A 24151-nucleotide genomic window follows, 5' to 3' on the forward strand; every position below is an offset into this window, starting at 1 on the left:
GTCTCCTATGATTTTTGTTTATATCATAGAGGCGACTTTTGTCCACTTTTTTGGCGAGGATCAGGGCTCATCAACATAGTACAGGCGCTGCAACGGAGCATTCCGAGCAAATAGGTCAGAGCTGTGGCGGTCATTCAACTAAAATTCATCTTGCGGTTGATAGTGGTGGTTTGCCTATTTTTTTGAGCTTTCTGAAGGACAACGACATGATATCACTTATGCAGAAAACCTAGTTGAAAAGCTCGATGAAGTGAATACAGTGATAGCCGATAAAGGTTATGACAGCGAGCCTTTTCGGTGCTTTGTTCGTCAAAAAGGCGGACGAACGGTGATTGCTAAACGTAATTATGGTAAGGATATAGATAAAAGCAGTATGGATAGGTGCCTTTATCGCTATCGTCATTTAGTCGAGAATGCCTTTGCTAGAATCAAGCAATATCGTTCAATATCAACTAGATACGATAAGTTAGAAAGGAATTATGCCAGTATGGTATCACTGGCATTTATGTTAATGTGGCTGCCAATGTATTGTTGAGTAATTTATGTACAGCAAAGATCAACAGCCCCTAGTCAATTAATAGAAAAATAGTGAATCAGTAAAAAATTTTATATTAAAAAATTAGATGTTGTTTGAATACTTAGACATTTTATCAATGATACTTAGAATATTATTTTATCGATATTGTGATGATGATGTCCGCCGATGATATCGGCGGATTTATTGTTTTATTGGGTTTGGATATATTCATTCATATATTTTAAGATATACGCCATTGAAGCCGCTCCCGGATCCATGTGACCAATTGCGCGTTCACCTAAATTTTTAGTTCGTCCAAATACAGCGATCATCTGTTTCGTTTTTTCTGCGCCTTCCATAGCAGATTGTGCGATTTTAGGTAGCGCATCGATTAACTTCGTAGATGTTAATTGACTTGCGGTTGTTGCGCTAGCGGCTAAGGCATCAACCATAGTCTTATCCCCTGGTTTGGCTTTTCCGCGTTGATAGACTGCCTGCCAACCTTCGTTAAGGAGTTTTGATAATACATCAGAATCAAACTCTGTTACGCCTGTAATACTTTTTCCGCCCGCTCTAAATAAAGTACCAAAAATAGCGCCAGAAGCTCCGCCCATACTTATCATTAATTTTGTACCAATTTGCGTAAAAAAATCACCTATATTAGTTGGTTGAAATTTTTCGTCTTGTAGTAGCACCATGATAGCTGTAAATCCACGTTTCATACCGATGCCGTGATCGCCATCGCCGACTAATTGATCTAAAGCGGTTAATGTTGGTTCACTTTCGATCATTTTTTGGGCGGTAAATAACATCATTTTACGAACTTGTAATAAATTCATTCTATTTTCTCCATCCTAGTGTTTGGCAAGGTAAATCATAAAGATGTTGTAATTCTTCATCTAATTTCATTAAGCTAATTGAAAAACCAGACATTTCAAGGGATGTACAAAAATGGCCAACAACGACATCGTGGCTGATTATGCCGCGTGTATCCAGCTCAATACCGACTTTACGTGTTACAATGAACAGTTCGGCATTACTCAGTGCGCCTAAATTATTAATTAATACACACACGCGGTCGCCTTTTTTAAACGGTAAATCATTACACAGGCTGTCTATCATCTCTTTAACAACTTCATCAGATGATGTTATAGCTTGTCGACGCAACCCTGCTTCACCATGAATACCAATACCAATTTCAATTTCGTTATCATCTAATTCAAAATTGAAATGATTTGATTGAGGTAATGCGCATCCATCTAGGGCGACACCGATGGTACGAACATTGTTGTTTGCTTTCGATACAACTTGGTAGAGATTTTCAAGGTCGTATTTTTCAAATTGTGCGGCAGCGCCAGCAATTTTGTATAAAAACATAATACCAGCGACGCCACGGCGATCAGAAATCTTAGATAATGGTGCCGAAGCAATATCATCAGTTGCTCGAATCGTTTTGATAACAATATTTTCTTCTGCTAATATTTCAGCTGAAATATCAAAGTTCATGCCATCACCAGAATAGTTGCCATATAAAAAAAGGACGCCTTTCCCTTTTTCTATAGCTTTGGTCACTTCAATAATTTGATCGGGCGATGGCGATGTAAAAACTTCTCCAAGTGCACAGCCATCAATACCTCCTTTACCGATAAAACCAGCAAAAGTCGGCTCGTGACCTGTACCACCGCCTGATACAATGACAACTTGATCATTGGCAATATGGTTACCATAAACAGCACAATGCTCTGAAATTGCTGTTAGCTTTCCCTGATAAGCATAGATCAACCCTTGCATGACTTCTTGCCTTACATTATTGGGATCATTAAGCAGTTTTTTGGGGTTGCGCATTCTTTATTTCCTCTCTATTAATTATTGTTAACATTATTTATTGTAGGAAAAATTAATAACTCAAACGAATACAATTAATGACAAATAATATCCTACTTATTGTGCATCATCGGGATGATTTAGTTGATCTTTATGAGAGCTAGAAATTTAGTTGTTTATTCTTGAAAGAACATAATAGCACCAATACATATTAATAACTTGTTTATAAAAGAATATTGCAGTTATAATTTGTAAAGTTTTCAAAAAAGCTGATATTTGAGTATAACCATCATCAAGAATTATCTATGAATACAGAATCTTATCTTCAACGTTTTAGTGGCATTGCACGGCTTTATGGACAATCAGCTTTACAATGCTTTTCGCAAGCGCATATTTGTGTGATTGGTATTGGCGGCGTGGGTTCTTGGGTTGCTGAATCGCTAGCGCGTAGTGGCATTGGTCAAATCACCTTAATTGATATGGATGATGTTTGCGTTACAAATACTAACCGCCAAATTCATGCATTAAAATCCAATATCGGTAAAGCAAAGACATCGGTTATGGCTGAGCGAATTTTACAAATCAATCCTGAATGTGTTGTGAATGAAATTGATGATTTCATTAATGGAGATAATGTCAGTGAATATTTGGGCACAAAACAATCACCGCGTTATCACTATATTATTGATGCTATCGATAGTGTAAATGATAAAGCGGCTGTACTTGCATATTGTAAGCGACAGAAATTAAAGGTGATTACCATCGGTGGAGCTGGTGGGCAAAAAGATCCTACTCAAATTAAAATTGCTGATTTAGCAAAAACAATTCAAGACCCATTAGCCGCTAAATTACGCGAAAAATTGAAAAATCATTATAAACTTAATAAGGACAGTAAAGGTAAATTTGCCATTCCATGTGTTTATTCTACCGAACAACTAACTTATCCAACTAAAAATGGGCAAATATGTTTTACCAAAAGTGACGCAGACGGCCCTAAAAAAATGGACTGCGAATCAGGATTTGGGGCAATTACCACAGTCACAGCAACTTTTGGTTTTGTTGCTGTGAGTTATGTATTAAATAGATTATGTCATTTATGATTTATATTTTGAACTAAGCAAACAGCTTCTTTTTTATATATGAGTTACTTTCAATAACAACTATTTTTTATTAGAAATAGTTGTTTATCTGTTGCTATTTTTATTATTCAATTTTTTTCTCTTCTTAAAAATCATTGTTCTATTATTAAACTACTTTTTTGTTTAATATCTTATTGTATAAATTAAAAATCTGATTTAGGATAGTGCTAATTTCGTTTTGTTATTATGCTTAAGCATTAAATAGTTTCAAGGAAGACGCCAAACGATCCCGATTTATTTTTTAATTTCAAGGAGAAATCTATGGCAGTAACTAATATGAATGAGTTAAATGAGTTAATGGCTCGAGTGAAAAAAGCACAGGAGACTTATTCAACTTATACTCAAGAGCAAGTCGACAAAATCTTTGTAGCAGCCGCAACAGCCGCAGCGGCAGCACGTATCCCACTAGCACAACAGGCAGTTGCTGAGTCAGGAATGGGAATTGTTGAAGATAAAGTCATAAAGAACCTTTTTGCTGCAGAGTATATTTTAAACAAATTCCGTCACGATAAAACTTGTGGTATAGTGGCTGAAAATGAACCATTTGGTACTATTACTATAGCAGAACCACTTGGTATTATTTGTGGAATTGTTCCAACCACTAACCCTACTTCAACTGCGATTTTTAAATCATTAATTAGTTTAAAAACTCGTAACGCAATTGTATTTTCCCCTCATCCTCGAGCAAAAAAATCAACGATTGAAGCAGCTAGAATTGTATTAGATGCCGCAATTAAAGCTGGTGCACCAAAAGACATTATTGGTTGGATTGATGAACCATCCATTGAGTTATCAAATGCGTTAATGCATCACGATGATGTCTCGGCTATTTTAGCAACAGGTGGTCCGGGTATGGTAAAAGCAGCTTACAGCTCAGGCAAACCAGCATTAGGGGTTGGAGCGGGTAATACGCCAGTTGTTATTGACGAAACAGCAGATTTAAAACGTGCTGTGGCTTCTGTTCTTATGTCTAAGACATTCGATAATGGTATGATTTGTGCTTCAGAACAAGCAATTGTTGTGGTTGATTCTGTATATGATGAAGTGCGCAGTTTATTAACCCAATATGGCGCATATGTATTAAACGCTAAAGAAACTAAAGCAGTACAAGGTATTATCTTAAACGATAAAGGCGCGTTAAATGCTAATATTGTTGGTCAACCAGCGACCAAAATTGCTGAAATGGCCGGCTTCAAAGTTCCAGCTGGTTCGAAAGTACTTGTTGGCGAAGTGAATAAGGTTGACTTGTCTGAACCATTTGCTCATGAAAAACTTTCGCCAACACTTGCTATGTTTAAAGCTAAAGATTTTTCTGAAGCGGTTGATAAAGCGGAAAAATTAGTTGAAATGGGTGGGATGGGGCATACTTCTGTGCTTTATACTGATCAAGATAGCAACCGTGAACGTATTGCTTATTTTGGTAGTAAAATGAAAACTTGCCGTATTTTAATTAACCAACCAGCAGCTCATGGCGGTATTGGTGATTTGTATAACTTTGATTTGGCGCCATCTTTAACATTAGGGTGTGGCTCTTGGGGCGGTAACTCGGTATCTGAAAATGTTGGACCGAAGCATTTAATCAATAAGAAAACAATCGCTAAGAGAGCAGAAAATATGTTATGGCACAAATTACCAAGTTCTATCTATTTTAAACGTGGCTCGCTTCAAGTTGCTTTAAATGAAGTGATTGAGCAAGGCGCAAAACGTGTATTTTTGGTAACCGATAAATTTTTATTTAACAACGGTTACTCAAAACAAATCACTGATCAATTAGAAGCACAAGGTGTTATTTGTGAAACTTTCTTTGATGTTGAAGCTGATCCCACTTTAAGCGTTGTTCGTAAGGGTACGGACTCAATGCAATCATTCCAACCAGATATGATTATTGCGCTAGGTGGCGGTTCGCCAATGGATGCGGCTAAAATTATGTGGGTTTTATATGAGCACCCTGAAACAAAATTTGAAGAATTAGCATTACGTTTTATGGATATTCGTAAACGTGCTTGCCATTTCCCAAATATGGGTCAAAAAGCAAAATTAATTTGTGTCACAACAACATCGGGTACAGGCTCTGAAGTAACGCCATTTGCTGTTGTTACTGATGACGCAACTGGTCAAAAATATCCATTAGCGGATTATGCAATTACTCCGCATATGGCTATTGTTGATGCTAATTTAGTTATGAACATGCCAAGATCACTTTGTGCCGCCGGTGGTTATGATGCGGTTACTCATGCTTTAGAAGCTTATGTATCTGTGATGGCTAGTGAGTTTTCTGATGGGCAAGCGTTGCAAGCGCTAAGCATGCTTAAAACGTACCTACCTGCAAGTTATAGAGAAGGGGCTAAAAATCCAATAGCACGTGAGAAAGTGCATAGTGCTGCCACATTAGCTGGTGTTGCATTTGCTCAAGCATTTTTAGGTGTTTGTCACTCTATGGCACACAAAATTGGTGCTGCATTCCATATTCCTCATGGTGTGGCTAATGCAATGTTAATTAGCAATGTGGTGCGGTTTAATGCAACGGATAAACCAACTAAACAAGGTACTTTTAGTCAATATGGTTATCCTAAAGCCATTAGCCGTTATGCAGAAATCGCTGATCATTTAGGTTTAACCTTAGCTACTGACAAAGATGAAAAGAAAGTCGAGAAATTAATTGGTTGGTTAGATCAACTAAGAAAAGATCTTGATATTCCATTTTCTATTAAAGAATTTGGCGTGGATGAAAACACTTTCTTAGCACAAGTTGATCAACTAGCGATTGATGCTTTTGATGACCAATGTACAGGTGCAAACCCACGTTATCCTTTAATTGCAGAATTAAAACAAATTTTGCTTGATACCTATTATGGACGTGCATATCAAGACAATGGCGATATTAGCGAAGATGTTGCTATCAATACCGCCGCTAAAGGTGTACAAACGTCTAAAAAAAAACTAACTTCAAAAAATTAATATAAATTAATTTTTTGATTTATTGATTAAAAAAAGACCTGAAATAGCTCATATTTCAGGTCTTTTTTATGTTTTTGATTTTTTTTTAATCAAACAAAATAAAATTTGTTTTTTTTGCTTGCAAGGTTGAGTGTTCTAGTACATAATGCGCAGCACTTAGGCCGGCTTAGCTCAGTAGGTAGAGCAACTGACTTGTAATCAGTAGGTCGCCAGTTCGATTCCGGCAGCCGGCACCATTTTCCTAAGTAGACAAATTTATAAAGATTCGGGGTGGGGTTCCCGAGCGGCCAAAGGGAGCAGACTGTAAATCTGCCGTGTCACACTTCGAAGGTTCGAATCCTTCCCCCACCACCATCATCTAATATTAGCAATAGCTAATTGAAGCATTTAGGTAGCCGAGTTTGAACATGCGGGCATCGTATAATGGCTATTACCTCAGCCTTCCAAGCTGATGATGCGGGTTCGATTCCCGCTGCCCGCTCCAATTGCTGATATAGCTCAGTTGGTAGAGCGCACCCTTGGTAAGGGTGAGGTCGGCAGTTCAAATCTGCCTATCAGCACCATTCTTGTTATTCTCCTAAACTTCTAAAAATATCAAATTTGACTGCTTTTAATGCTTGTCACTAGATAGCTTTATCTGTTATTATTCAGAGCTAATTTTAAGTTAGTATTATGTTGATATTAAATATGATACTTGGTTAATGTGGTGAATCGCCACCGATTTGTATTACATTTGAGGGACAATCGATGTCTAAAGAAAAATTTGAACGTACAAAACCCCACGTTAACGTTGGTACAATCGGCCACGTTGACCATGGTAAAACAACTTTAACTGCAGCAATTACTTCTGTTCTTGCTAAAAAATACGGCGGTCAAGCTCGTGCATTCGATCAAATCGATAACGCACCAGAAGAAAAAGCACGTGGTATCACCATCAATACTTCACACGTTGAATACGATACACCAACTCGCCACTATGCGCACGTAGACTGCCCAGGCCATGCTGACTATGTTAAAAACATGATCACTGGTGCGGCACAAATGGACGGTGCTATCTTAGTAGTAGCAGCAACTGATGGTCCTATGCCACAAACTCGTGAGCACATCCTTTTAGGTCGTCAAGTAGGTGTTCCTTACATCATCGTATTCTTAAACAAATGTGATATGGTTGATGACGAAGAGTTATTAGAATTAGTTGAAATGGAAGTCCGTGAACTTCTATCTCAATACGATTTCCCAGGTGATGACACACCAGTAATCCGTGGTTCAGCGCTTAAAGCATTAGAAGGCGAAGCAGCGTGGGAAGACAAAATTGTTGAATTAGCTGAAGCATTAGACAGCTACATCCCAGAGCCAGAGCGTGATATTGACAAACCATTCCTATTACCAATTGAAGACGTATTCTCAATTTCAGGTCGTGGTACAGTAGTAACTGGTCGTGTTGAACGCGGTATCATCAAAGTGGGTGAAGAAGTTGAAATCGTTGGTATCAAACCAACAACTAAAACCACTTGTACTGGTGTTGAAATGTTCCGTAAATTACTTGACGAAGGTCGTGCAGGTGAAAACGTTGGTGTATTACTACGTGGTACAAAACGTGAAGAAATCGAACGTGGTCAAGTACTTGCAAAACCAGGTTCAATCACTCCACATACTGATTTTGAATCAGAAGTGTATATCTTAAGTAAAGATGAAGGTGGTCGTCATACTCCATTCTTCAAAGGTTACCGTCCACAGTTCTACTTCCGTACAACTGACGTAACGGGTACTATTGAATTACCAGAAGGCGTAGAAATGGTAATGCCTGGTGACAACATCAAAATGACAGTATCATTAATTCACCCTATCGCGATGGCTGAAGGTTTACGTTTTGCGATTCGTGAAGGTGGCCGTACTGTTGGTGCTGGTGTGGTTGCTAAAGTTATTAAATAATTTAAAGGCTTGCAATTATGAGATGAGGGTGTCATTTGATGCCCTTTCTTATCTAGTCTGTTTAGCAAAATGTTTTTATTTAAAAGAGCATTTTGGAAAGTAGATATTATTATAATATAACATAATCATGGGTTTTATATGCTAGTAAGTAACGAGGGTCAAAATACAAATACTGCTCTAGACAAATTGAAATGGTGTTTAGTTTTAGTATTGATTGCGTTTGTTGTTTGGGGAAATTTTTATTTTGCTGAACCTAATGATATATATCAACCTAATACGATCGTTCGGATTATAGCGGTTGTTGTGCTTTCGCTATTAACTTTATTCATTGCGATCACAACAGCTAAAGGTAAATCATTTTTGTTGTTTTTACAAGAATCACGAAAAGAGTTAAGAAAAGTTGTATGGCCGACTCGTAAAGAAACGACACAAACAACCATGCTGATTGCTGCTATCACAGTTATTGTTGGTTTAGCGCTTTGGGGAATGGATTCTTTATTCGGTTCAGCCATCTTTTATTTAACATCAATAGGGCGTTAATATGAGCGAAACACAACAAAAACGTTGGTATGTTATACAAGCGTATTCTGGTTATGAAGCGCGTGTAGCACAATCATTACGTGAATATATTAAATTACATGATATGGAAGATTCTTTCGGGGAAGTATTAGTACCAACCGAAGAAGTTGTTGAAATGAAAAGCGGTCAGCGCCGTAAGAGTGAACGTAAATTCTTTCCTGGTTATGTATTAGTTGAAATGGCGATGAATGATGCGACTTGGCATTTAGTAAGAAGTGTGCCAAGAACAATGGGCTTTATTGGTGGTACTTCTGATAGACCTGCCCCAATTAGTCAGCGTGAAGTTGATGCTATCATGAATCGATTACAACAAATTGGCGATAAGCCACGTCCTAAAACTTTATTTGAACCAGGTGAGCTTGTTCGTGTTAACGAAGGTCCATTTGCTGACTTTAATGGTGTTGTTGAAGAAGTTGATTATGAAAAAAGCCGCTTAAAAGTATCGGTTTCTATCTTCGGTCGTTCAACGCCTGTTGAGCTTGATTTTAGTCAAGTTGAAAAAAACTAATCAATTTTATTAGAATAAATTATTTGATAAAATAAAAAATCACAGAGTTAAATCTGTGATTTTTTTTATTCTAGCCAATAAAATTAAACTTATTTATTACAATATTGTATTACAAGCGAGATAATCTATTCTATTTGAAATTCTTCGAGTTGCTGTTGCAAGTCCAACCACTTTAACTCGCTTTGCTCTAACTCGCTTTTCAGTTGGCTTTGTTGCAAAAGTAAACTTGTTAAATCCGATTTTTTATTGGCTTCATACATCATTGGATCAGACAGTTGTTGCTCTATCATTTGTAGTTGTTTTGCTAAATTTTCCTGTACTTGCTCTTCTTTTTGTAACTGTTTTTTTATTGGTTGCATTTGAGCGCGTAATTCAGCTTGTTTGCGCTTTTGCTCTTTACGATCCTGAGCTGAAACGTTATTATTTTCTTTTTTGACTAAATCACTTTCTTCATTAGTTTGGCGATCATTTTTTTGCTCTTCCGTCAGCCATTTTTGATAATCATCGAGATCTCCCTCAAATGGTTCAACTTTATGATCATGAACCAAATAAAATTCATCAGTCGTGGAACGTAACAAATGACGATCATGTGAAACGACAACCAAAGCTCCATCAAAATCAATCAGTGCTTCTGTCAATGCTTGTCGCATATCTAAATCTAAATGGTTGGTTGGCTCATCTAATAGTAGCAAGTTAGGTTTTTGCCATACAATTAAAGCCAAAACAAGGCGTGCTTTTTCGCCCCCCGAAAACGTTTTGATCGGTTCGCTGACTTTATCGCCTTGAAAATCATACCCACCTAGATAATTACGCAGTTCTTGCTCGGTATTTCTTGGCTCAGCAAGCTGTGTTAAATGCCAGAGTGGCGACTCATCGGGGCGTAAATATTCTAACTGATGCTGAGCGAAATAGCCAAGTTGAATACCTTTAGCAAGATTAATATGTCCTTCTTTAGGAGAAAGCTCACCTGCTAATAGTTTTATTAATGTTGATTTTCCAGCACCATTGCGCCCTAATAATCCAATCCGAGATCCAGGAACCAAATTAAGTTTAATCTTTTCTAGTATAATTTTATCATCATAACCCGCCACAACTTTTTCCATCATTAACAAAGGGCTAGGAAGAAATTCAGCTGGCTTAAAATGAAAATGAAATGGGCTATCAATATGCGCTGGCGCAATGAGCTCCATTCTTTCTAACATTTTTATACGACTTTGGGCCTGCTTCGCTTTAGTTGCCTTTGCTCTAAAGCGATCGATATAGTTCTGTAAATGTGCAACTTTTTGTTGTTGCCTTTCATAAAGCGATTGTTGTTGTGCCAACTTCGTTGAGCGTTGAGTTTCAAATGAAGAATAGTTGCCGGTATATTCAAATAAATTTCTTTGTTCAATATGAATAATTTTATTAACTAACGGATCTAAAAAATCACGATCATGAGAGATTAAAATCAACGTGCCTGAATAATTACTTAACCACTTTTCAAGCCAAATAACAGCGTCTAAATCAAGGTGATTAGTCGGTTCGTCAAGCAACAATAAATCAGAACGGCACATCAAGGCTTGTGCCAAATTTAACCGCATCCGCCAACCACCTGAATATGATTTAACTGGGGACATTAATTGCTCATTAGAGAACCCTAAGCCATGAAGCAGCGTTGCAGCTCGAGCACGAATAGTCCATGCATCGATAGTATCAAACTTTTCATGAATAACCGCAATTTGTTCACCATTATTTTGCTTATTAGCAATATCTAACTGTTTTTCTAATTGACGGTATTCCCGATCTCCATCAATGGCATATTCAATAGCAGGAATACCCAATGCAGGCGTGTCTTGATTGACCCAAGCAAGTTGCCATTGAGGTGGTATACTTAATTTACCTGCATCAGCTTGAATTTCGCCTTTTATCAGTGAAAAAAGAGTGGATTTACCGCAACCATTTTTACCCACTAATCCCACTTTTTGTTGAGGATTAATGGTTGCCGAAGCATTATCTAAAAGCAAATTAATGCCTCGACGCACTTGGATTGAATCAAATACAATCATGATATCTTGTCTATTATTAAAAATGTGTTAATAAAAATATTGTTTTAATTATTAAAAATAAAAAATAACATAAAACAATAAAAGTTGATAAAAAAGCCCTTTGTAAAAACAAAGGGCTTAAATTAGTTACTTAAATGACTATTTTTTTATAGCCGATAAAGCACGACGAATAAAGAGTGCACATATACTAACAAAAACAAAGAGACCTAAAAGTTCAGGTAATATGCCTAAATTAACTGGTACTGCCAGTGGTGCATCATTGCCACCATTGGTAATACTAATCACAATTACAACCGCTAATAAAACACCAACTAAACTTTCACCAACAATTAATCCTGAAGCAATTAATGCAGCTTTACGATCCACTTTTTTGAATTGTTGTTCTGGATCTAAATTTTGCGCTTTGGCCTTTTTATAAGCATTACGTTTAATTATCCAAGATAATAAAGTACCGATAATAATCGGTGTTGTGATATTTGGTGGTAAATAAATACCTAGACCAACAGCCAGTGCAGGTATGCGGAAATTAGACTTATTCTTGGCAAGGATTACATCAATTGCGATAATAATAGCCCCCACAGCAAGTCCAATTAAGATCATAGTCCAATCAAGTTTATGTGCAAAAATACCTTTAGCTATTGTTGTCATCAACGTTGCTTGTGGTGCGGCTAAAACTTGAGTTGTGTCCATATCTGTGCGAGGTAAGGCACCAGTAAAACCGTAAGCGTTGTATAAAATTTCTAAAATAGGCGCAATAACAATAGCACCAACAACACAGCCAAGTAATAATGCGACTTGTTGCTTCCATGGTGTAGCATTAACCAAATGACCTGTTTTTAGGTCTTGTAAATTATCGTTAGAAATGCAAGCTACAGCCAAAACAGTACTGGTAGTAAACAGTGCGAGAGCCGTAGCAAAATTGGAACCTTCAATAGAATCCAGCATACCATTGACTTCGCCAAGACCTAATAAGATTAATGAAATGACAATCACGGCAACAATGGCGATACCCGATATTGGGCTGGCCGATGAGCCAACAAGTCCTGCCATATAACCACAAGCCGCGGCAACTAAAAAGCCCATAATAAAAGCAAATAATACAGCGCTAAAAACTAATGTCCATGCAATACCAGCAGATAGTCCACTATCGGCAATAAATGAATAGAAAGTCACTAATAAAATGACCAACATACTACCCATAATTAATAAAATCGCTTTTGGTGATAAATCTCGTTCGGTTGGTGCGATGTCGTTTACTGACACATCAGAACGCATAGTTTTAAATGAAATTTTTAACCCTTCAATCATCGGTTTGATTAGTGTTAGTAGAGTCCAAACTGCTGCAATAGCGATTACGCCAGCACCAATAAAGCGAATATCACTAGCCCAAAACCCCATAGCGATTTTGGATAAAGGCTGAGTAGCATCATAATCACTTATTGCACTTAAAATTGGAATACCAAAGACCCAGCCAATCATGGTACCAATTAAAATAGCAATTCCAGACATAATACCGATTAAATAACCCGCACTAAGCAAAGCTAATGAGAATCCCATCGGGAGTTGAAAAATAGATTTGCCAGCTGAAAACCAATAGGCTGTATTTTCGGATAACACACGAAAACCATTAGTAAATAGGCTAACAATAGAGGCAATAACACCACCAAATAAAATATCTTTTAACCCCTCGTTCGCCTCATTATTATTAGTTTCAGAACCTGCTTTTAAAATTTCAGCGGCGGCTATCCCTTCAGGATAAGGCAAATTACTTTTTACTACCATGACATGTCGCAATGGAATGGAAAATAAAACACCAAGCATTCCACCTGCTGAGCATACCGCAAAGGTTAGCCAAAATGGAAAGCTATGCCAATATCCAATCATTAACAAGCCAGGAAGCACGAAAATAATTGAAGATAATGTACCTGCTGCCGATGCCTGAGTTTGTATCATATTATTTTCTAAAATGGTAGAGCCCGAAAACAGTTTTAATATTGCCATTGAAATCACCGCAGCAGGAATGGCTGACGAGAATGTCAATCCGACTTTTAAGCCAAGATAAACATTTGATGCAGTAAAAATGACAGTTATAAAAGCACCAAGAATGGTACCTCTTAAAGTAAGTTCACGTAAATTATGCATATTATTTAATAGAGTTAATTTAATAAGGGGGTATTATATACTTAATTCACATTTATCGGCTAGAAGTTCCGTAAATAGCCTTATTTTAGCTGTTTTTATGGTGATTTTTGATGAAATTATTATCAACAGCATCAAAATATATTGAAATTAATATTTAAAAGAACAACCGTTTTACTATCAAACCATTTACAATGGTACAACCAATGATTCATTTTATGAGAAATATTGTGAAGGAATTACAGCGTTTACAAGCAATCACCAAACAACTCCGCGACCCAATTAATGGTTGCCAATGGGATCGAGTTCAAACTTTTGCTTCATTAAAATCTTATACACTAGAAGAAACATACGAAGTACTTGATGCCATTGATAAACAAGATACAGATGAACTAAAAAAAGAACTGGGCGATCTACTGTTTCACATTATCTTTTATGCCGATTTGGCCAATGATCAAGAGCTGTTTAATTTTGATGATATTTGCCAATCTGTAGCAGATAAATTAGTTTATCGCCATCCTCATATTTTTACAGACAACCAAACACAAAAACCGAATTGGGAACAACTTAAACAAAAAGAGCGCGATCAAAAAGCGCAATATTCGTTACTAGATGATATCCCTAAGGCAATCCCAGCCCTAATGCAAGCAGAAAAAATTCAAAAACGGTGCGCCTCGGTTGGATTTGATTGGAATGATATCATTGCGGTACTTGATAAAGTAAAAGAAGAAATTAACGAAGTAGAGCAAGAGTTAGAACACCCAAGACAAGATCCACAAAAAATAGAAGAAGAGCTTGGCGATTTATTATTTGCTACCGTCAACTTAGCAAGGCATTTAAAAATTAAATCGGAACAGTGCTTAAAGCAAGCCAATAAAAAATTTACTCGACGATTTCAACAAGTCGAATCAATACTCAAACAAAAAAATATAACTTTAATTGATGCAACACTTGAACAAATGGAAGCCGCATGGCAAAGTGTTAAGCAATTAGAACAGATTAAACTCAATAGCGAAGTGAATAAAAATGACTGAACAAAAAAATGAATTATATCAAGAAATTGAAGCATGGGCGCAAAACGCCATATTGAATAGCCCAACATGGAGCATTAATCAGCTTGATTACTCAGAAAAAAGCATCACCGTTGTTGAAATGATTATTAGTGAACTGGCTGAAAAGAACTTCAGCATTTCAGAAGAGCAATTAAACATGATCTCACAAGAATATGGCTGTTATTTATTACTCACCGCCCATAAATTATATGGTGGTGAGTTTTATTGGAATGAAGAGTTTGAACAACCCATGTTAATTTGCTGTGAACCTGATTCGATGATAGCTCTGATGACATGGAACAAAGTCAAAGGACGTTTAGTGGGGGATAAAGCCGATCATATCGCCTACTTCTTAGATGAATTTGGTAAAGCTACCTTTCAACCAGAAAAAGGTACTCATATGGTTTATTTATAATTCGCTTAAATTGAAATATAGCCTAATAAATACGATAATAGCCTCTAATATGAGGCTATATCACTGCCTAAATATTTTCACTGATAGCTTGCTAACTCGACTAACGGCAACAAACAAAACCACGCTACAATTCTGGTTATTGAAAACGACATCAATATGTTGCTTAATTTTTATTGGCAATATACGATAAAAATTAATAACAATATGGTTTAATGGGAAATATTTGATTATTTCGACTTCGTAACAAAACTTTAGAATTTATTCAAATTGTATTTAAAATTGAGTAGTATTTTGAAAATTAATACTTACCACATGCCATCATCCAAAGATAAAAGCTGCAAAATATAGATCCCTTATCACATACTAGATTCAGTAAAAAATAAAAAAACCCAATAAAATCAATTGGTTTTCTGAATGATTTTTAAGTGCTAGATGTATTGTTTTGGGGCTTATTTAATTTAGCACTTTTTAAGTTTTGTGGATAAAATTCACCATTGATGATAACTTTCGAGTAGAAAGTTGGACTTCTCCCAAAGGTAAGCAACAGGATTTGGGTAAGTAAGAGAGAGGTCAAGAAACCTCTCTTGTTTATGATAAATTAAAATTAATCATAAGTTACTTTATTTTACGCGTGAAACATATTCACCTGAGCGTGTATCAACTTTTAGAATTTCGCCAATTTGTACAAATAGTGGCACACGTACGACAGCACCAGTTGATAGCGTTGCTGGTTTTCCACCCGTTCCTGCTGTGTCACCTTTTAGACCTGGATCGGTTTCAATCACTTCAAGCTCAACAAAGTTCGGTGGCGTTACTGCAATTGGCTGACCATTCCATAAAGTTAAAATACATTCAGCTTGATCAACTAGCCATTTGGCATTATCGCCAACTGCTTTAGCATCAGCTGAAAGTTGTTCAAATGTTTCATTATTCATGAAATGCCAAAACTCGCCATCGGTATAAAGATAAGTTAAATTCATATCCACAACATCAGCGGCTTCAACTGATTCGCCAGATTTGAAAGTTTTATCGACAGTTTTTCCTGAAAGTAATTTTTTAATTTTTACGCGGTTAATTGATTGACCTTTACCGGGTTTGTAAAATTCATTTTCAACAATGACACATGGCTCGCCATCTTGCATTATTTTAAGACCCGCTTTAAACTCATTAGTACTATAAGATGCCATAAAAGCTCCAACTAAAATTCTGAATTACAAAAAATGAGCCACATTATACAGCAAAAAATTGAACTACCAAATAATAAAGATAAATGGATTATAGAGCTTGCCAATGTTGTGACAGATATCAATGTTTTATATGCTTATTTGGATCTAGACCCAAAAACCATTTCAAGCTCTATGCAATTGGCAAAAAAGCAGTTTCCACTTCGTGTACCTATGGCTTTCATCAACCGGATGAAAAGAGGCGACAATAACGACCCTCTTTTATTGCAGGTGCTTTGCGATGATAACGAATTATTAAAAGTAAAGGGTTATAGCAATGACCCATTACAAGAGCAAGATAATGTTATCCCTGGGCTATTACATAAGTATCATAACCGAGCATTGTTAATAACGAAAACAGCCTGTGCAATTAACTGCCGTTACTGTTTTAGGCGACATTTCCCTTATCACGATAACCAAGGCAATAAAAAAAACCTGGCTTTTGCACTTGAATATATTGCTAACCATCCAGAACTTGATGAAATTATTTTATCAGGTGGTGATCCTTTAATGGCTAAAGATCATGAAATAGCATTTTTGATTAATGCCTTAGAACAAATCCCACATATTAAACGTTTGCGTATCCATACCCGTTTAGCCGTTGTTATTCCTTCACGAGTAACATCTGAGCTTTGCAAATTATTTTTTGAAAGCAGGTTGCAAATTGTAGTAGTTACTCACATTAATCATCCCAATGAGATTGATAATGATGTTGCTAATGCAATTAGACTTTTAAAACAAAGTGATGTGACAACACTGAATCAGAGCGTGTTATTGAAAAATGTTAATGACAACGCCAAGGTTTTAGCACAGTTAAGTAATCGGCTTTTCGATATTGGTATTTTGCCTTATTACATCCATTTGTTAGATAAAGTGCAAGGCGCCGCCCATTTTTTAGTCGAAGATGATGTTGCAAAAATCATAATGAAACAGTTAGCCGAAAAGATATCGGGTTATTTGGTACCTAAATTAGCACGCGAAGTCGGTGGCGAAAAAAGTAAGCGTGTACTTGCTTTTATGGATTAGTTGATTTATTTTTGTTTTTTTAACCTATTATGTTATAAGAATTTGTTTAATTTTATTCAATTGTGCCATAATGAACTATTAATGGTTTTTATTCAAATAAATCGGTGAAAATCTCATTGACGAAAAATAAAATAGTCTCTATAATTCCGACTTCTTTAATTAATGCTGTGGAGTTTAGACTCTGCAACCTGTTGATAAATTAGATTTGGATATAAATCGTCATGAAACGCACATTTCAACCATCAGTATTAAAACGCAATAGAACTCACGGTTTCCGTGCTCGTATGGCAACTAAAAACGGTCGTCAAGTTCTTGCTCGCCGTCGTGCTAAAGGCCGTGTTCGTTTAACTGTTGCTAGCTGATTTAAAGTTGGGTGATTAAGTTCACTTTTCCTCGGGAGTTACGATTGCTAACTCCCTTTGATTTTAATCATGTCTTCCAAGAGTCCGTGCGGGCTGGGTCGCCGTTTTTAACTTTAGTGGCCCGTAAAAATAACTGTAACCATATACGGTTAGGGTTTGCTATAGCGAAAAAACAGGTAAAAAGAGCGCATGAGCGTAATCGTATTAAACGATTGACTAAAGAGTATTTTCGACATCATCAACATCAACTTCCTAATATTGATTTTATTTTGATGGCTAAACAGCCTGTTATAGATTTAGATAATCAACAAATCGTTGAAACACTCAATAAATTATGTCAACGAATCATAGCCAAGATCGATATTTAAATAAATTCATATCAATTATTAAGCTGCACGTTTATGCATGTAACCACATGATAGTTAATACTTTTGTTTTTTTTGTGCGTATTTATCAACGTTTTATTAGTCCTTTATTTGGTCCAAAATGCCGCTTTACGCCGACATGTTCACAATATGCAATAATTGCACTAAGACGCTTTGGATTCATAAAAGGTGGTTGGCTAACAGCTAAACGTGTATTAAAATGTCATCCTTTACATGACGGAGGAGAAGATTTTGTTCCTCCAAAAACTAAAACCAATAGAGAAAAACACTAATGGGATCTCAACGTAATATTTTAGTCATTGCTTTACTTTTTGTATCTTTTTTTATTTGGAAAGCGTGGGAGGAAGATCACGCACCTAAGCCGCCGATCACAAACCAATTAACACAACAAATAGGTGATGATAATTCAACAGATGGCTTGGCACAGGGTAAAATAATTACTGTAAAATCAGATGTGTTGTCACTCACTATTAATACTTATGGTGGTGATGTACAAGCTGCACAATTATTAAAATATGAGCAAACACTGCATTCTGGTACGCCTTTTCAGTTATTAGCATCACGTCCTGATTTCATCTATATTGCTGAAAGTGGTTTAACTGGTAAAGATGGCCCAGATAATGCTAAACAAGGTTCAAAACGCCCAGTATATAAAACTGAGAAATCAGAATATGTTTTAGCTGATGGCCAAGATGAGTTGCGTGTTCCATTAACGTATCAAGTCAATGGGGTAAGCTATACTAAATATTACATATTACATCGTAATAATTATGCTATTGATGTTCAATATGACATCAACAATCAAAGTAGCCAGCCTATTGATGTTTCTATGTATGGACAACTAAAACAAACTATCAAATTACCTGATGATATTCCAACTGAAGGCGGTAGTGGGTTAGGGCAAAGTGCATTCCGTGGTGCAGCTTACTCTAGTTCTAGTAGCAACTACAGCAAATATAGTTTTGACAATATCAAAGATAAAGCTTTATCGGTCGAGACGCAAACAGGCTGGATTGCGATGCTGCAACACTATTTCGCTTCGGCATGGGTGCCAGCACAGGATACAAATAATCTATTTTACTCTCGTGCAACTGCGAATAACTCACAAGCAACAATTGGCTTCAAAGGTGAGCCAACCGTTATTCCTGCAGGTAGTACACAAACCATTAGTGCCAAATTATGGTTAGGACCTGAAATTCAAAATCAGCTTAAAGAAACTGCAAATCATCTTGATTTAATTGTCGATTACGGTTGGTTATGGTTCTTGTCACAACCTCTTTTTTATTTGTTGAAGTTTATACAAAGTTTTGTTGGTAACTGGGGCTTCTCAATTATTGTTATTACTTTTATTGTTCGAGGTCTTTTATTCCCATTAACGCGAGCACAGTATCGTTCAATGGCAAAAATGAAATTATTACAGCCTCGTATAGAAGCTTTGAAAGAGCGTTATGGTGATAATAGACAAAAAATGAGCGTTGAAACAATGGCTCTCTACAAACAAGAGAAAGTCAATCCATTAGGCGGTTGTTTACTAATAATTATTCAAATGCCGATTTTCTTGTCATTATTCTATATGTTAAGTAGCGCAGTTGAATTACGCCATACACCATTTGCACTTTGGATTTATGACTTATCTGCGCAAGATCCTTATTATATTTTGCCTTTATTAATGGGTGGCTCCATGTTCTTAATTCAAAAAATGTCACCAACTCCGGCTACCGATCCATTACAACAAAAATTAATGACTTATATGCCATTAATCTTTACTGTGTTCTTTTTATGGTTCCCATCAGGCTTAGTTTTATATTATATCGTCAGTAACTTATTCACAATTGTCCAGCAACGCCTTATCTACTGGGAACTTGAGAAAAAAGGGCTTCACGAGAAAACAAAAAAATAATATTGTTAAAAAAGGAGGAGGGAACCCCTCCTTTTTTCGTTTTTACTTTTGGTATTTATAATATGAATATACAACAACAATTTAATTTAACTGGCAGTGAAATAGGTTATTGGTTTGTAAGTACTAATGGACGATTATGGTTGCCTGATGGTGAAGTTCCTGTAGGGCGTGCTGATGAACTTGGTTTTACGAATAAACGAGCCCAACCAATAGGTGAGTTGAATGGACAAACTGCTTGGCTCATTTGTAGTGAAATAAAAAATGCGATGAGTTCAATCCGTCCATTACTTGATAATGCAGATCAATCCTTATTTAATATGGCTGGACGAGCTGTGCAGCTTTCTGAGTTTTATCGCTCCCATAAATATTGTGGATATTGTGGATATGAGATGTATATCAGTAATACCGAATGGTGCTGTATGTGTGATCACTGCAAAGAACGTTACTACCCACAAATTTCACCATCTATTATCGTAGCAATTCGCCATAAAAATAAAATTTTATTAGCCAAGCACGTTAGGCATAATCGGGATAACTTGTACACCGTATTGGCGGGTTTTACCGAGATTGGCGAAACAATGGAAACCGCCGTTGAACGGGAAGTATTTGAAGAGTCAAAAATAAAAATTAAGAATATTCGTTATGTTGGATCACAGCCTTGGCCATTTCCAAATTCATTAATGATGGCTTATTTGGCTGATTATGATAGTGGTGCAATAGTGGTAGACAAAAATGAACTTATTGAAGCAAATTGGTACCATTACACGCAATTACCTAAAATTCCTGAGTATGGCACCATTGCTAGGCGGTTAATAGAAGATACAATTATACTTTGCCGCCAATATGACGAATATGGCTGTGACTAATCATATTGAATTGTTCTGGTTAGATTAACGGTTTTTGATTCGCTACCTGCAGTAATACAAACAGCTTTAGTCCAGTCGTTGTTTTGATTATATTCCGAGTAAGTACAAGTTTCTGTTAGTTCAACCTCTTGCTCATTATTCTCATTAATGATGATGTCACCATTTGATGATAACTTAAATGTTTTAGTAATGGTCTTTTCTATTTGCTCGTTATCATTATATATGACATCTTTTTCTTGTGATAATACTGGGAATTTCGTGTTTGCATCGACAGGAACATAAGCATTATATAATACAAGCTCTACATGATCATTATCATAAATAATTCTACTGCTAAATATCACGTTATTTTCGGAAAAATGTGATAAGGTTGTCTCAACCAAACGACCTTGCTCATCAAATTCTGTGCTTGCAACGATATCATTATCATTATTCTTCATACCAAGAATATTTTTTGATGAATCAAAAACAATATCATAAACATTTCTGGTGTCGTTCATGCCATAGCTATATTTAGCCGTATCATAGTTTATTTCACCATGTAATCCTTCTAAATCATAATTAGTGACAAAGCCTTGTTCATTATAGTTAATCGTTTTATTTGATGAACCTTGGATTTGTTGTTGTTTAATTTTTTTACTAAACGGTAAAAGTTCTGGCTCAGTATGAAAAAGATAACTATTAATAACCGCAGTTGGTAATTGTGATAATCGGGTATCGTCAGGTGTTTTTTTACCATCACAACCATTGATTAAGAATGCACTGCTAATTAAGCACATATATAAAAATAAATTATTTTTTTTCATAGAACTGATATCCATTTATGTTATTGTTTGAGAAATTTATAATAAAACGTCAAATTATCAAATTAATTGTTAATTATTACCTTCTTCTTTATATTTACACCAAATGGCAAGCGCATCACAGTGCCAATACTTCATCATTTTGCACCAATTAGATCGCCATTTACGCACGGTATCGTTGTGTAAGTTAAGTGTTTTTGCTATTTGCAAATTATTTGCTCCAGAAACAATCAAATCAATAAATTGTAACCATAATTCAGGTTTCGGAATACGGTTTAAGCTGGTATCTCTTAAAATATTAAAACTATGTCGACAACATCGGCAACGATAGCAAGCACGATTTCCAACTTTAGTTGTTTCGTTAGATCCACAATATATGCAGGTTTGATTTTGTTCACCCAATAAATTCGTTACTTTGTCTTTAATTATTTTATATTGTTGTTCTAAAGTTGGAATTAATGTTGTTTGTTTTTTATGAGTATACCAATTATGTAATGATGGATAATTGTTTTGAAGATAATTAATAATTGCACATTCCCGACGAATAACCTTTGCCAGTGAAATATCAAGCTGTTTAGCAATATTGTTATAACTGATATTTTTTATACGGTTAATAAAAATAACTTCTAATTCATTAAATGGCACTAAACGACGGAAAGGGGTGTTGGTTGAAGCAGTAAAATATTTATGACAAGCTTTACAGCGGTATGTTTTAGTTGGTTTTGACCGAACTTTATAAAATTTAGTATTTTTACAAAATGGGCAAACTTCTACATGTTGTGATGCTATTTTTTCTAGATTATGATGAAAAGCTTTAAATTCATCATGCAATTCGGTTGGTGCGAGTTCATAAATCATTTTTATTCCCTTATCGCTTATCCTTGTAAATATTATCAGATTTTTCCCTAAACATATAGCTTTATTGACATTTTTTGCATTTATTACTTTGAGAATGTATTTATTGTATTGATTTATATTTTTCTGTGGTTTATTTATAGTAAATACTGTTAATAATTCATCGACGAAGATGGCTATTAAAAATATAACTATCGACTAAAATAGCACAGCAATAAGTATAAAATTCTCTATAATACAAGCTTCAGTCATTAAAATGACCAAGCACTAAATTATAATTATTTTAAAATAAGCTTATGTTGACACTTTTTTACTGACTTTAATCGTATATCAGAAAGCAAGGATATCAATGGCATTATAAGCGAGTATATCAAGCATATTACGAGTTAAAGTTTGATCTAAAGGTAAAAAACGTATTGCCCGACGAAAAGTAGAAAATATATCGACAAGTAAACTTATCTGCTGTTTACAAATTGAAAAATAGAGTTAAAGATTGTTTTCAAACTACTAAAACCTAATCAAATAGTTTAGTAAATAACCAACTCATTGTAAGCTTAGCAGTTCAAGCATGTGGAAAATCAATACTGATATTTCTTATTAGGATTTGCAATATGAATACTCTGTAATAAATCATCTTTACGGTTAAGCGACATAGACTCTTAAATATTTTTACAAATTTATAAAATATGACGCCTATTGAACATGAAGCATTGACATAGGTAGCGTAATCTTTTAAATGAGCTTTATACTAACTATGAGGTTTTTTGTAACTAATTTTGATGCAACACTTGTTAATCAACTAAAAAGGACTACAGCCCTTTTTAGTTTAATCAATTGATTAGAAGTTATAACGAACACCTGCTAATAGATCAATTGATCTTAATTTACCACTTGCATTAGTTCGATAGTATTCGTTATATTCTTTAATGGTTACTTTACCAGCATCTACATAACGAGCGGTGAAATCAAGAGCTAGGTTATTATTAACTTTATAAGCAGCCCCTGCAGCAACATTCCATGCAAATTTAGTTTTTGTTTTTGATAATGAACGTTCATAATCAACACCATCAACAGAAACATTCCATTTTTCTTTATGATTATGCTCTAATTTGGTGAATGCAACACCTAATCCTGCACCAACAAATGGAATAATTGGTGAGTCTATTTCAATATCATAATAACCGTTTAACATTAACGTATTCATACGTGCTTTTACTTTTTGCGTAGTGCGAAGGCGATAATCCTCATATGTGCTATATCTATTTTCTGTTTTCTCTGCGTTACCACGTAAAGTATAAGATAATTCAACTCGAGCTGGTACATCATAATTATAAAGGTTATAACCTAAATTTAAAGCACCTGCTAATTTAGTTTTATGCATTGAGTCGAAAATATCGTCTTTTACTATACGACTTCTATAATGTAAAGTATCTTCAATGTCGCTCACTTTTAAAATAGTAGCACCTAATTGCCCGCCTAAATAAAATCCATTGGTCTCAGCGTAAGCAAAATTTGAGAAACACGCAAATGTTGTAAGTGCAATTAATGTTTTCTTCATTTTATTTCCTTTTCTTTAATTATTTCTGGTTATAAAAAAACCAATCGATTATAAAACATTAAAT

Annotated in this window: 21 protein-coding genes, 4 tRNA genes and 1 pseudogene; 18 read left to right on the forward strand and 8 right to left on the reverse strand. The window is 35.6% G+C overall.

Translation table 11 applies throughout. From position 1 onward, the window contains the following. Positions 1–59: 59 nt before the first annotated feature. Positions 60–535, forward strand: a pseudogene (locus A9G28_RS03630) (IS5 family transposase); the annotation flags it as partial. Between the two features lie 191 nt (positions 536–726). Here A9G28_RS03630 and dhaL read toward each other — a convergent pair. Next, positions 727–1356 (reverse strand): dihydroxyacetone kinase subunit DhaL, encoded by a 630-nt coding sequence (dhaL, locus tag A9G28_RS03635; RefSeq protein WP_065566496.1) that lies wholly within the window; start codon positions 1354–1356, stop codon positions 727–729. A 1-nt stretch (position 1357) separates the two neighbouring features. Beyond that, the gene (locus A9G28_RS03640; RefSeq protein ID WP_065579794.1) at positions 1358–2362 is read right to left on the reverse strand and encodes a dihydroxyacetone kinase subunit DhaK; all 1005 of its coding nucleotides are present in this window, start codon (positions 2360–2362) and stop codon (positions 1358–1360) included. Between the two features lie 284 nt (positions 2363–2646). Here A9G28_RS03640 and tcdA point away from each other — a divergent pair, with 284 nt between their 5' ends. The 9 genes from tcdA (at position 2647) to nusG (ending at position 9457) form a co-directional block, all read left to right on the forward strand. Next, complete coding sequence (tcdA, locus tag A9G28_RS03645) at positions 2647–3441, forward strand: tRNA cyclic N6-threonylcarbamoyladenosine(37) synthase TcdA (protein WP_065579795.1); 795 nt, start codon at positions 2647–2649, stop codon at positions 3439–3441. A 300-nt stretch (positions 3442–3741) separates the two neighbouring features. Beyond that, positions 3742–6438 carry a bifunctional acetaldehyde-CoA/alcohol dehydrogenase gene (adhE, locus tag A9G28_RS03650; RefSeq protein WP_065566493.1) on the forward strand — a complete coding sequence of 899 codons (2697 nt, stop codon included), beginning with the start codon at positions 3742–3744 and terminating at the stop codon, positions 6436–6438. A gap of 160 nt (positions 6439–6598) precedes the next feature. After that, positions 6599–6674 (forward strand) — tRNA-Thr (locus tag A9G28_RS03655). 33 nt (positions 6675–6707) lie between these two features. Beyond that, positions 6708–6792: transfer RNA gene (locus A9G28_RS03660), tRNA-Tyr, on the forward strand. A gap of 55 nt (positions 6793–6847) precedes the next feature. After that, positions 6848–6922 (forward strand) — tRNA-Gly (locus A9G28_RS03665). 3 nt (positions 6923–6925) lie between these two features. Next, positions 6926–7001: transfer RNA gene (locus A9G28_RS03670), tRNA-Thr, on the forward strand. Between the two features lie 184 nt (positions 7002–7185). Further along, positions 7186–8370, forward strand: a complete 1185-nt coding sequence (gene tuf, locus A9G28_RS03675; RefSeq protein ID WP_065572358.1) for an elongation factor Tu — start codon at positions 7186–7188, stop codon at positions 8368–8370. Between the two features lie 138 nt (positions 8371–8508). After that, positions 8509–8910, forward strand: a complete 402-nt coding sequence (secE, locus tag A9G28_RS03680; protein WP_065566372.1) for a preprotein translocase subunit SecE — start codon at positions 8509–8511, stop codon at positions 8908–8910. 1 nt (position 8911) lies between these two features. Then, positions 8912–9457: a transcription termination/antitermination protein NusG gene (nusG, locus tag A9G28_RS03685; RefSeq protein ID WP_065579796.1), complete on the forward strand. Its 546-nt coding sequence runs from the start codon at positions 8912–8914 to the stop codon at positions 9455–9457. Positions 9458–9582: 125 nt separating this feature from the next. On the opposite strand, the gene A9G28_RS03690 is transcribed toward nusG, so the two are convergent. Together A9G28_RS03690 and A9G28_RS03695 are read right to left on the reverse strand one after the other, a co-directional pair. Continuing rightward, a complete protein-coding gene (locus A9G28_RS03690; protein ID WP_065579797.1) occupies positions 9583–11502 on the reverse strand; it encodes an ABC transporter ATP-binding protein in 1920 nt (639 codons plus the stop codon). 138 nt (positions 11503–11640) lie between these two features. Further along, the gene (locus tag A9G28_RS03695) at positions 11641–13644 is read right to left on the reverse strand and encodes an OPT family oligopeptide transporter (RefSeq protein ID WP_065579798.1); all 2004 of its coding nucleotides are present in this window, start codon (positions 13642–13644) and stop codon (positions 11641–11643) included. Between the two features lie 215 nt (positions 13645–13859). Here A9G28_RS03695 and mazG point away from each other — a divergent pair, with 215 nt between their 5' ends. Beyond that, positions 13860–14675, forward strand: coding sequence for a nucleoside triphosphate pyrophosphohydrolase (mazG, locus tag A9G28_RS03700; RefSeq protein WP_065579807.1), 816 nt, complete (start codon positions 13860–13862; stop codon positions 14673–14675). Further along, positions 14668–15108: a hypothetical protein gene (locus tag A9G28_RS03705; RefSeq protein WP_065566368.1), complete on the forward strand. Its 441-nt coding sequence runs from the start codon at positions 14668–14670 to the stop codon at positions 15106–15108. The genes mazG and A9G28_RS03705 overlap by 8 nt, the downstream gene beginning before the upstream one ends. Before the next feature lie 620 nt (positions 15109–15728). Here A9G28_RS03705 and efp read toward each other — a convergent pair. After that, a complete protein-coding gene (gene efp / locus A9G28_RS03710; RefSeq protein WP_065566367.1) occupies positions 15729–16295 on the reverse strand; it encodes an elongation factor P in 567 nt (188 codons plus the stop codon). A 33-nt stretch (positions 16296–16328) separates the two neighbouring features. Between efp and epmB the strand changes: the two genes are divergently transcribed. The 6 genes from epmB to nudC all read left to right on the forward strand — a co-directional run bounded on the left by epmB (position 16329) and on the right by nudC (position 20871). After that, positions 16329–17357 carry an EF-P beta-lysylation protein EpmB gene (gene epmB, locus A9G28_RS03715; protein WP_065566366.1) on the forward strand — a complete coding sequence of 343 codons (1029 nt, stop codon included), beginning with the start codon at positions 16329–16331 and terminating at the stop codon, positions 17355–17357. Between the two features lie 221 nt (positions 17358–17578). Continuing rightward, positions 17579–17719: a 50S ribosomal protein L34 gene (gene rpmH, locus A9G28_RS03720; RefSeq protein WP_025314679.1), complete on the forward strand. Its 141-nt coding sequence runs from the start codon at positions 17579–17581 to the stop codon at positions 17717–17719. An 11-nt stretch (positions 17720–17730) separates the two neighbouring features. Next, complete coding sequence (gene rnpA, locus A9G28_RS03725; protein ID WP_081301496.1) at positions 17731–18087, forward strand: ribonuclease P protein component; 357 nt, start codon at positions 17731–17733, stop codon at positions 18085–18087. Positions 18088–18134: 47 nt separating this feature from the next. Continuing rightward, complete coding sequence (yidD, locus tag A9G28_RS03730) at positions 18135–18377, forward strand: membrane protein insertion efficiency factor YidD (RefSeq protein ID WP_065566364.1); 243 nt, start codon at positions 18135–18137, stop codon at positions 18375–18377. Beyond that, a complete protein-coding gene (gene yidC, locus A9G28_RS03735) occupies positions 18377–20005 on the forward strand; it encodes a membrane protein insertase YidC (protein WP_065579800.1) in 1629 nt (542 codons plus the stop codon). The genes yidD and yidC overlap by 1 nt, the downstream gene beginning before the upstream one ends. A gap of 62 nt (positions 20006–20067) precedes the next feature. Then, positions 20068–20871: an NAD(+) diphosphatase gene (nudC, locus tag A9G28_RS03740; RefSeq protein ID WP_065579801.1), complete on the forward strand. Its 804-nt coding sequence runs from the start codon at positions 20068–20070 to the stop codon at positions 20869–20871. Here nudC and A9G28_RS03745 read toward each other — a convergent pair. From A9G28_RS03745 to A9G28_RS03755, 3 genes are all read right to left on the reverse strand, one after another. Continuing rightward, a complete protein-coding gene (locus A9G28_RS03745; RefSeq protein ID WP_065579802.1) occupies positions 20868–21677 on the reverse strand; it encodes a hypothetical protein in 810 nt (269 codons plus the stop codon). The two genes, nudC and A9G28_RS03745, sit on opposite strands and share 4 nt — an antisense overlap. A gap of 69 nt (positions 21678–21746) precedes the next feature. Next, the gene (locus tag A9G28_RS03750; protein WP_065579803.1) at positions 21747–22532 is read right to left on the reverse strand and encodes a transposase; all 786 of its coding nucleotides are present in this window, start codon (positions 22530–22532) and stop codon (positions 21747–21749) included. A gap of 835 nt (positions 22533–23367) precedes the next feature. Continuing rightward, positions 23368–24087, reverse strand: a complete 720-nt coding sequence (locus tag A9G28_RS03755; protein WP_065566359.1) for an outer membrane protein — start codon at positions 24085–24087, stop codon at positions 23368–23370. Positions 24088–24151: the final 64 nt, after the last annotated feature.

The sequence above is a fragment of the Gilliamella sp. Fer1-1 genome, from assembly GCF_001690825.1.
GTDB classification, from domain to species: domain Bacteria; phylum Pseudomonadota; class Gammaproteobacteria; order Enterobacterales; family Orbaceae; genus Gilliamella; species Gilliamella apicola_C.

Excerpts from the sequence above, each read along its gene's own strand:
- dhaL (WP_065566496.1), bottom strand. The coding sequence starts at position 1,356 with ATGAATTTATTACAAGTTCGTAAAATGATGTTATTTACCGCCCAAAAA.
- A9G28_RS03695 (WP_065579798.1), bottom strand. The coding sequence starts at position 13,644 with ATGCATAATTTACGTGAACTTACTTTAAGAGGTACCATTCTTGGTGCT.
- adhE (WP_065566493.1), top strand. The coding sequence starts at position 3,742 with ATGGCAGTAACTAATATGAATGAGTTAAATGAGTTAATGGCTCGAGTG.
- A9G28_RS03690 (WP_065579797.1), bottom strand. The coding sequence starts at position 11,502 with ATGATTGTATTTGATTCAATCCAAGTGCGTCGAGGCATTAATTTGCTT.
- tuf (WP_065572358.1), top strand. The coding sequence starts at position 7,186 with ATGTCTAAAGAAAAATTTGAACGTACAAAACCCCACGTTAACGTTGGT.
- yidC (WP_065579800.1), top strand. The coding sequence starts at position 18,377 with ATGGGATCTCAACGTAATATTTTAGTCATTGCTTTACTTTTTGTATCT.
- nusG (WP_065579796.1), top strand. The coding sequence starts at position 8,912 with ATGAGCGAAACACAACAAAAACGTTGGTATGTTATACAAGCGTATTCT.
- mazG (WP_065579807.1), top strand. The coding sequence starts at position 13,860 with ATGAGAAATATTGTGAAGGAATTACAGCGTTTACAAGCAATCACCAAA.
- efp (WP_065566367.1), bottom strand. The coding sequence starts at position 16,295 with ATGGCATCTTATAGTACTAATGAGTTTAAAGCGGGTCTTAAAATAATG.
- A9G28_RS03755 (WP_065566359.1), bottom strand. The coding sequence starts at position 24,087 with ATGAAGAAAACATTAATTGCACTTACAACATTTGCGTGTTTCTCAAAT.
- secE (WP_065566372.1), top strand. The coding sequence starts at position 8,509 with ATGCTAGTAAGTAACGAGGGTCAAAATACAAATACTGCTCTAGACAAA.
- epmB (WP_065566366.1), top strand. The coding sequence starts at position 16,329 with ATGAGCCACATTATACAGCAAAAAATTGAACTACCAAATAATAAAGAT.
- tcdA (WP_065579795.1), top strand. The coding sequence starts at position 2,647 with ATGAATACAGAATCTTATCTTCAACGTTTTAGTGGCATTGCACGGCTT.
- rpmH (WP_025314679.1), top strand. The coding sequence starts at position 17,579 with ATGAAACGCACATTTCAACCATCAGTATTAAAACGCAATAGAACTCAC.
- yidD (WP_065566364.1), top strand. The coding sequence starts at position 18,135 with ATGATAGTTAATACTTTTGTTTTTTTTGTGCGTATTTATCAACGTTTT.
- A9G28_RS03750 (WP_065579803.1), bottom strand. The coding sequence starts at position 22,532 with ATGATTTATGAACTCGCACCAACCGAATTGCATGATGAATTTAAAGCT.
- A9G28_RS03705 (WP_065566368.1), top strand. The coding sequence starts at position 14,668 with ATGACTGAACAAAAAAATGAATTATATCAAGAAATTGAAGCATGGGCG.
- A9G28_RS03640 (WP_065579794.1), bottom strand. The coding sequence starts at position 2,362 with ATGCGCAACCCCAAAAAACTGCTTAATGATCCCAATAATGTAAGGCAA.
- A9G28_RS03745 (WP_065579802.1), bottom strand. The coding sequence starts at position 21,677 with ATGAAAAAAAATAATTTATTTTTATATATGTGCTTAATTAGCAGTGCA.
- nudC (WP_065579801.1), top strand. The coding sequence starts at position 20,068 with ATGAATATACAACAACAATTTAATTTAACTGGCAGTGAAATAGGTTAT.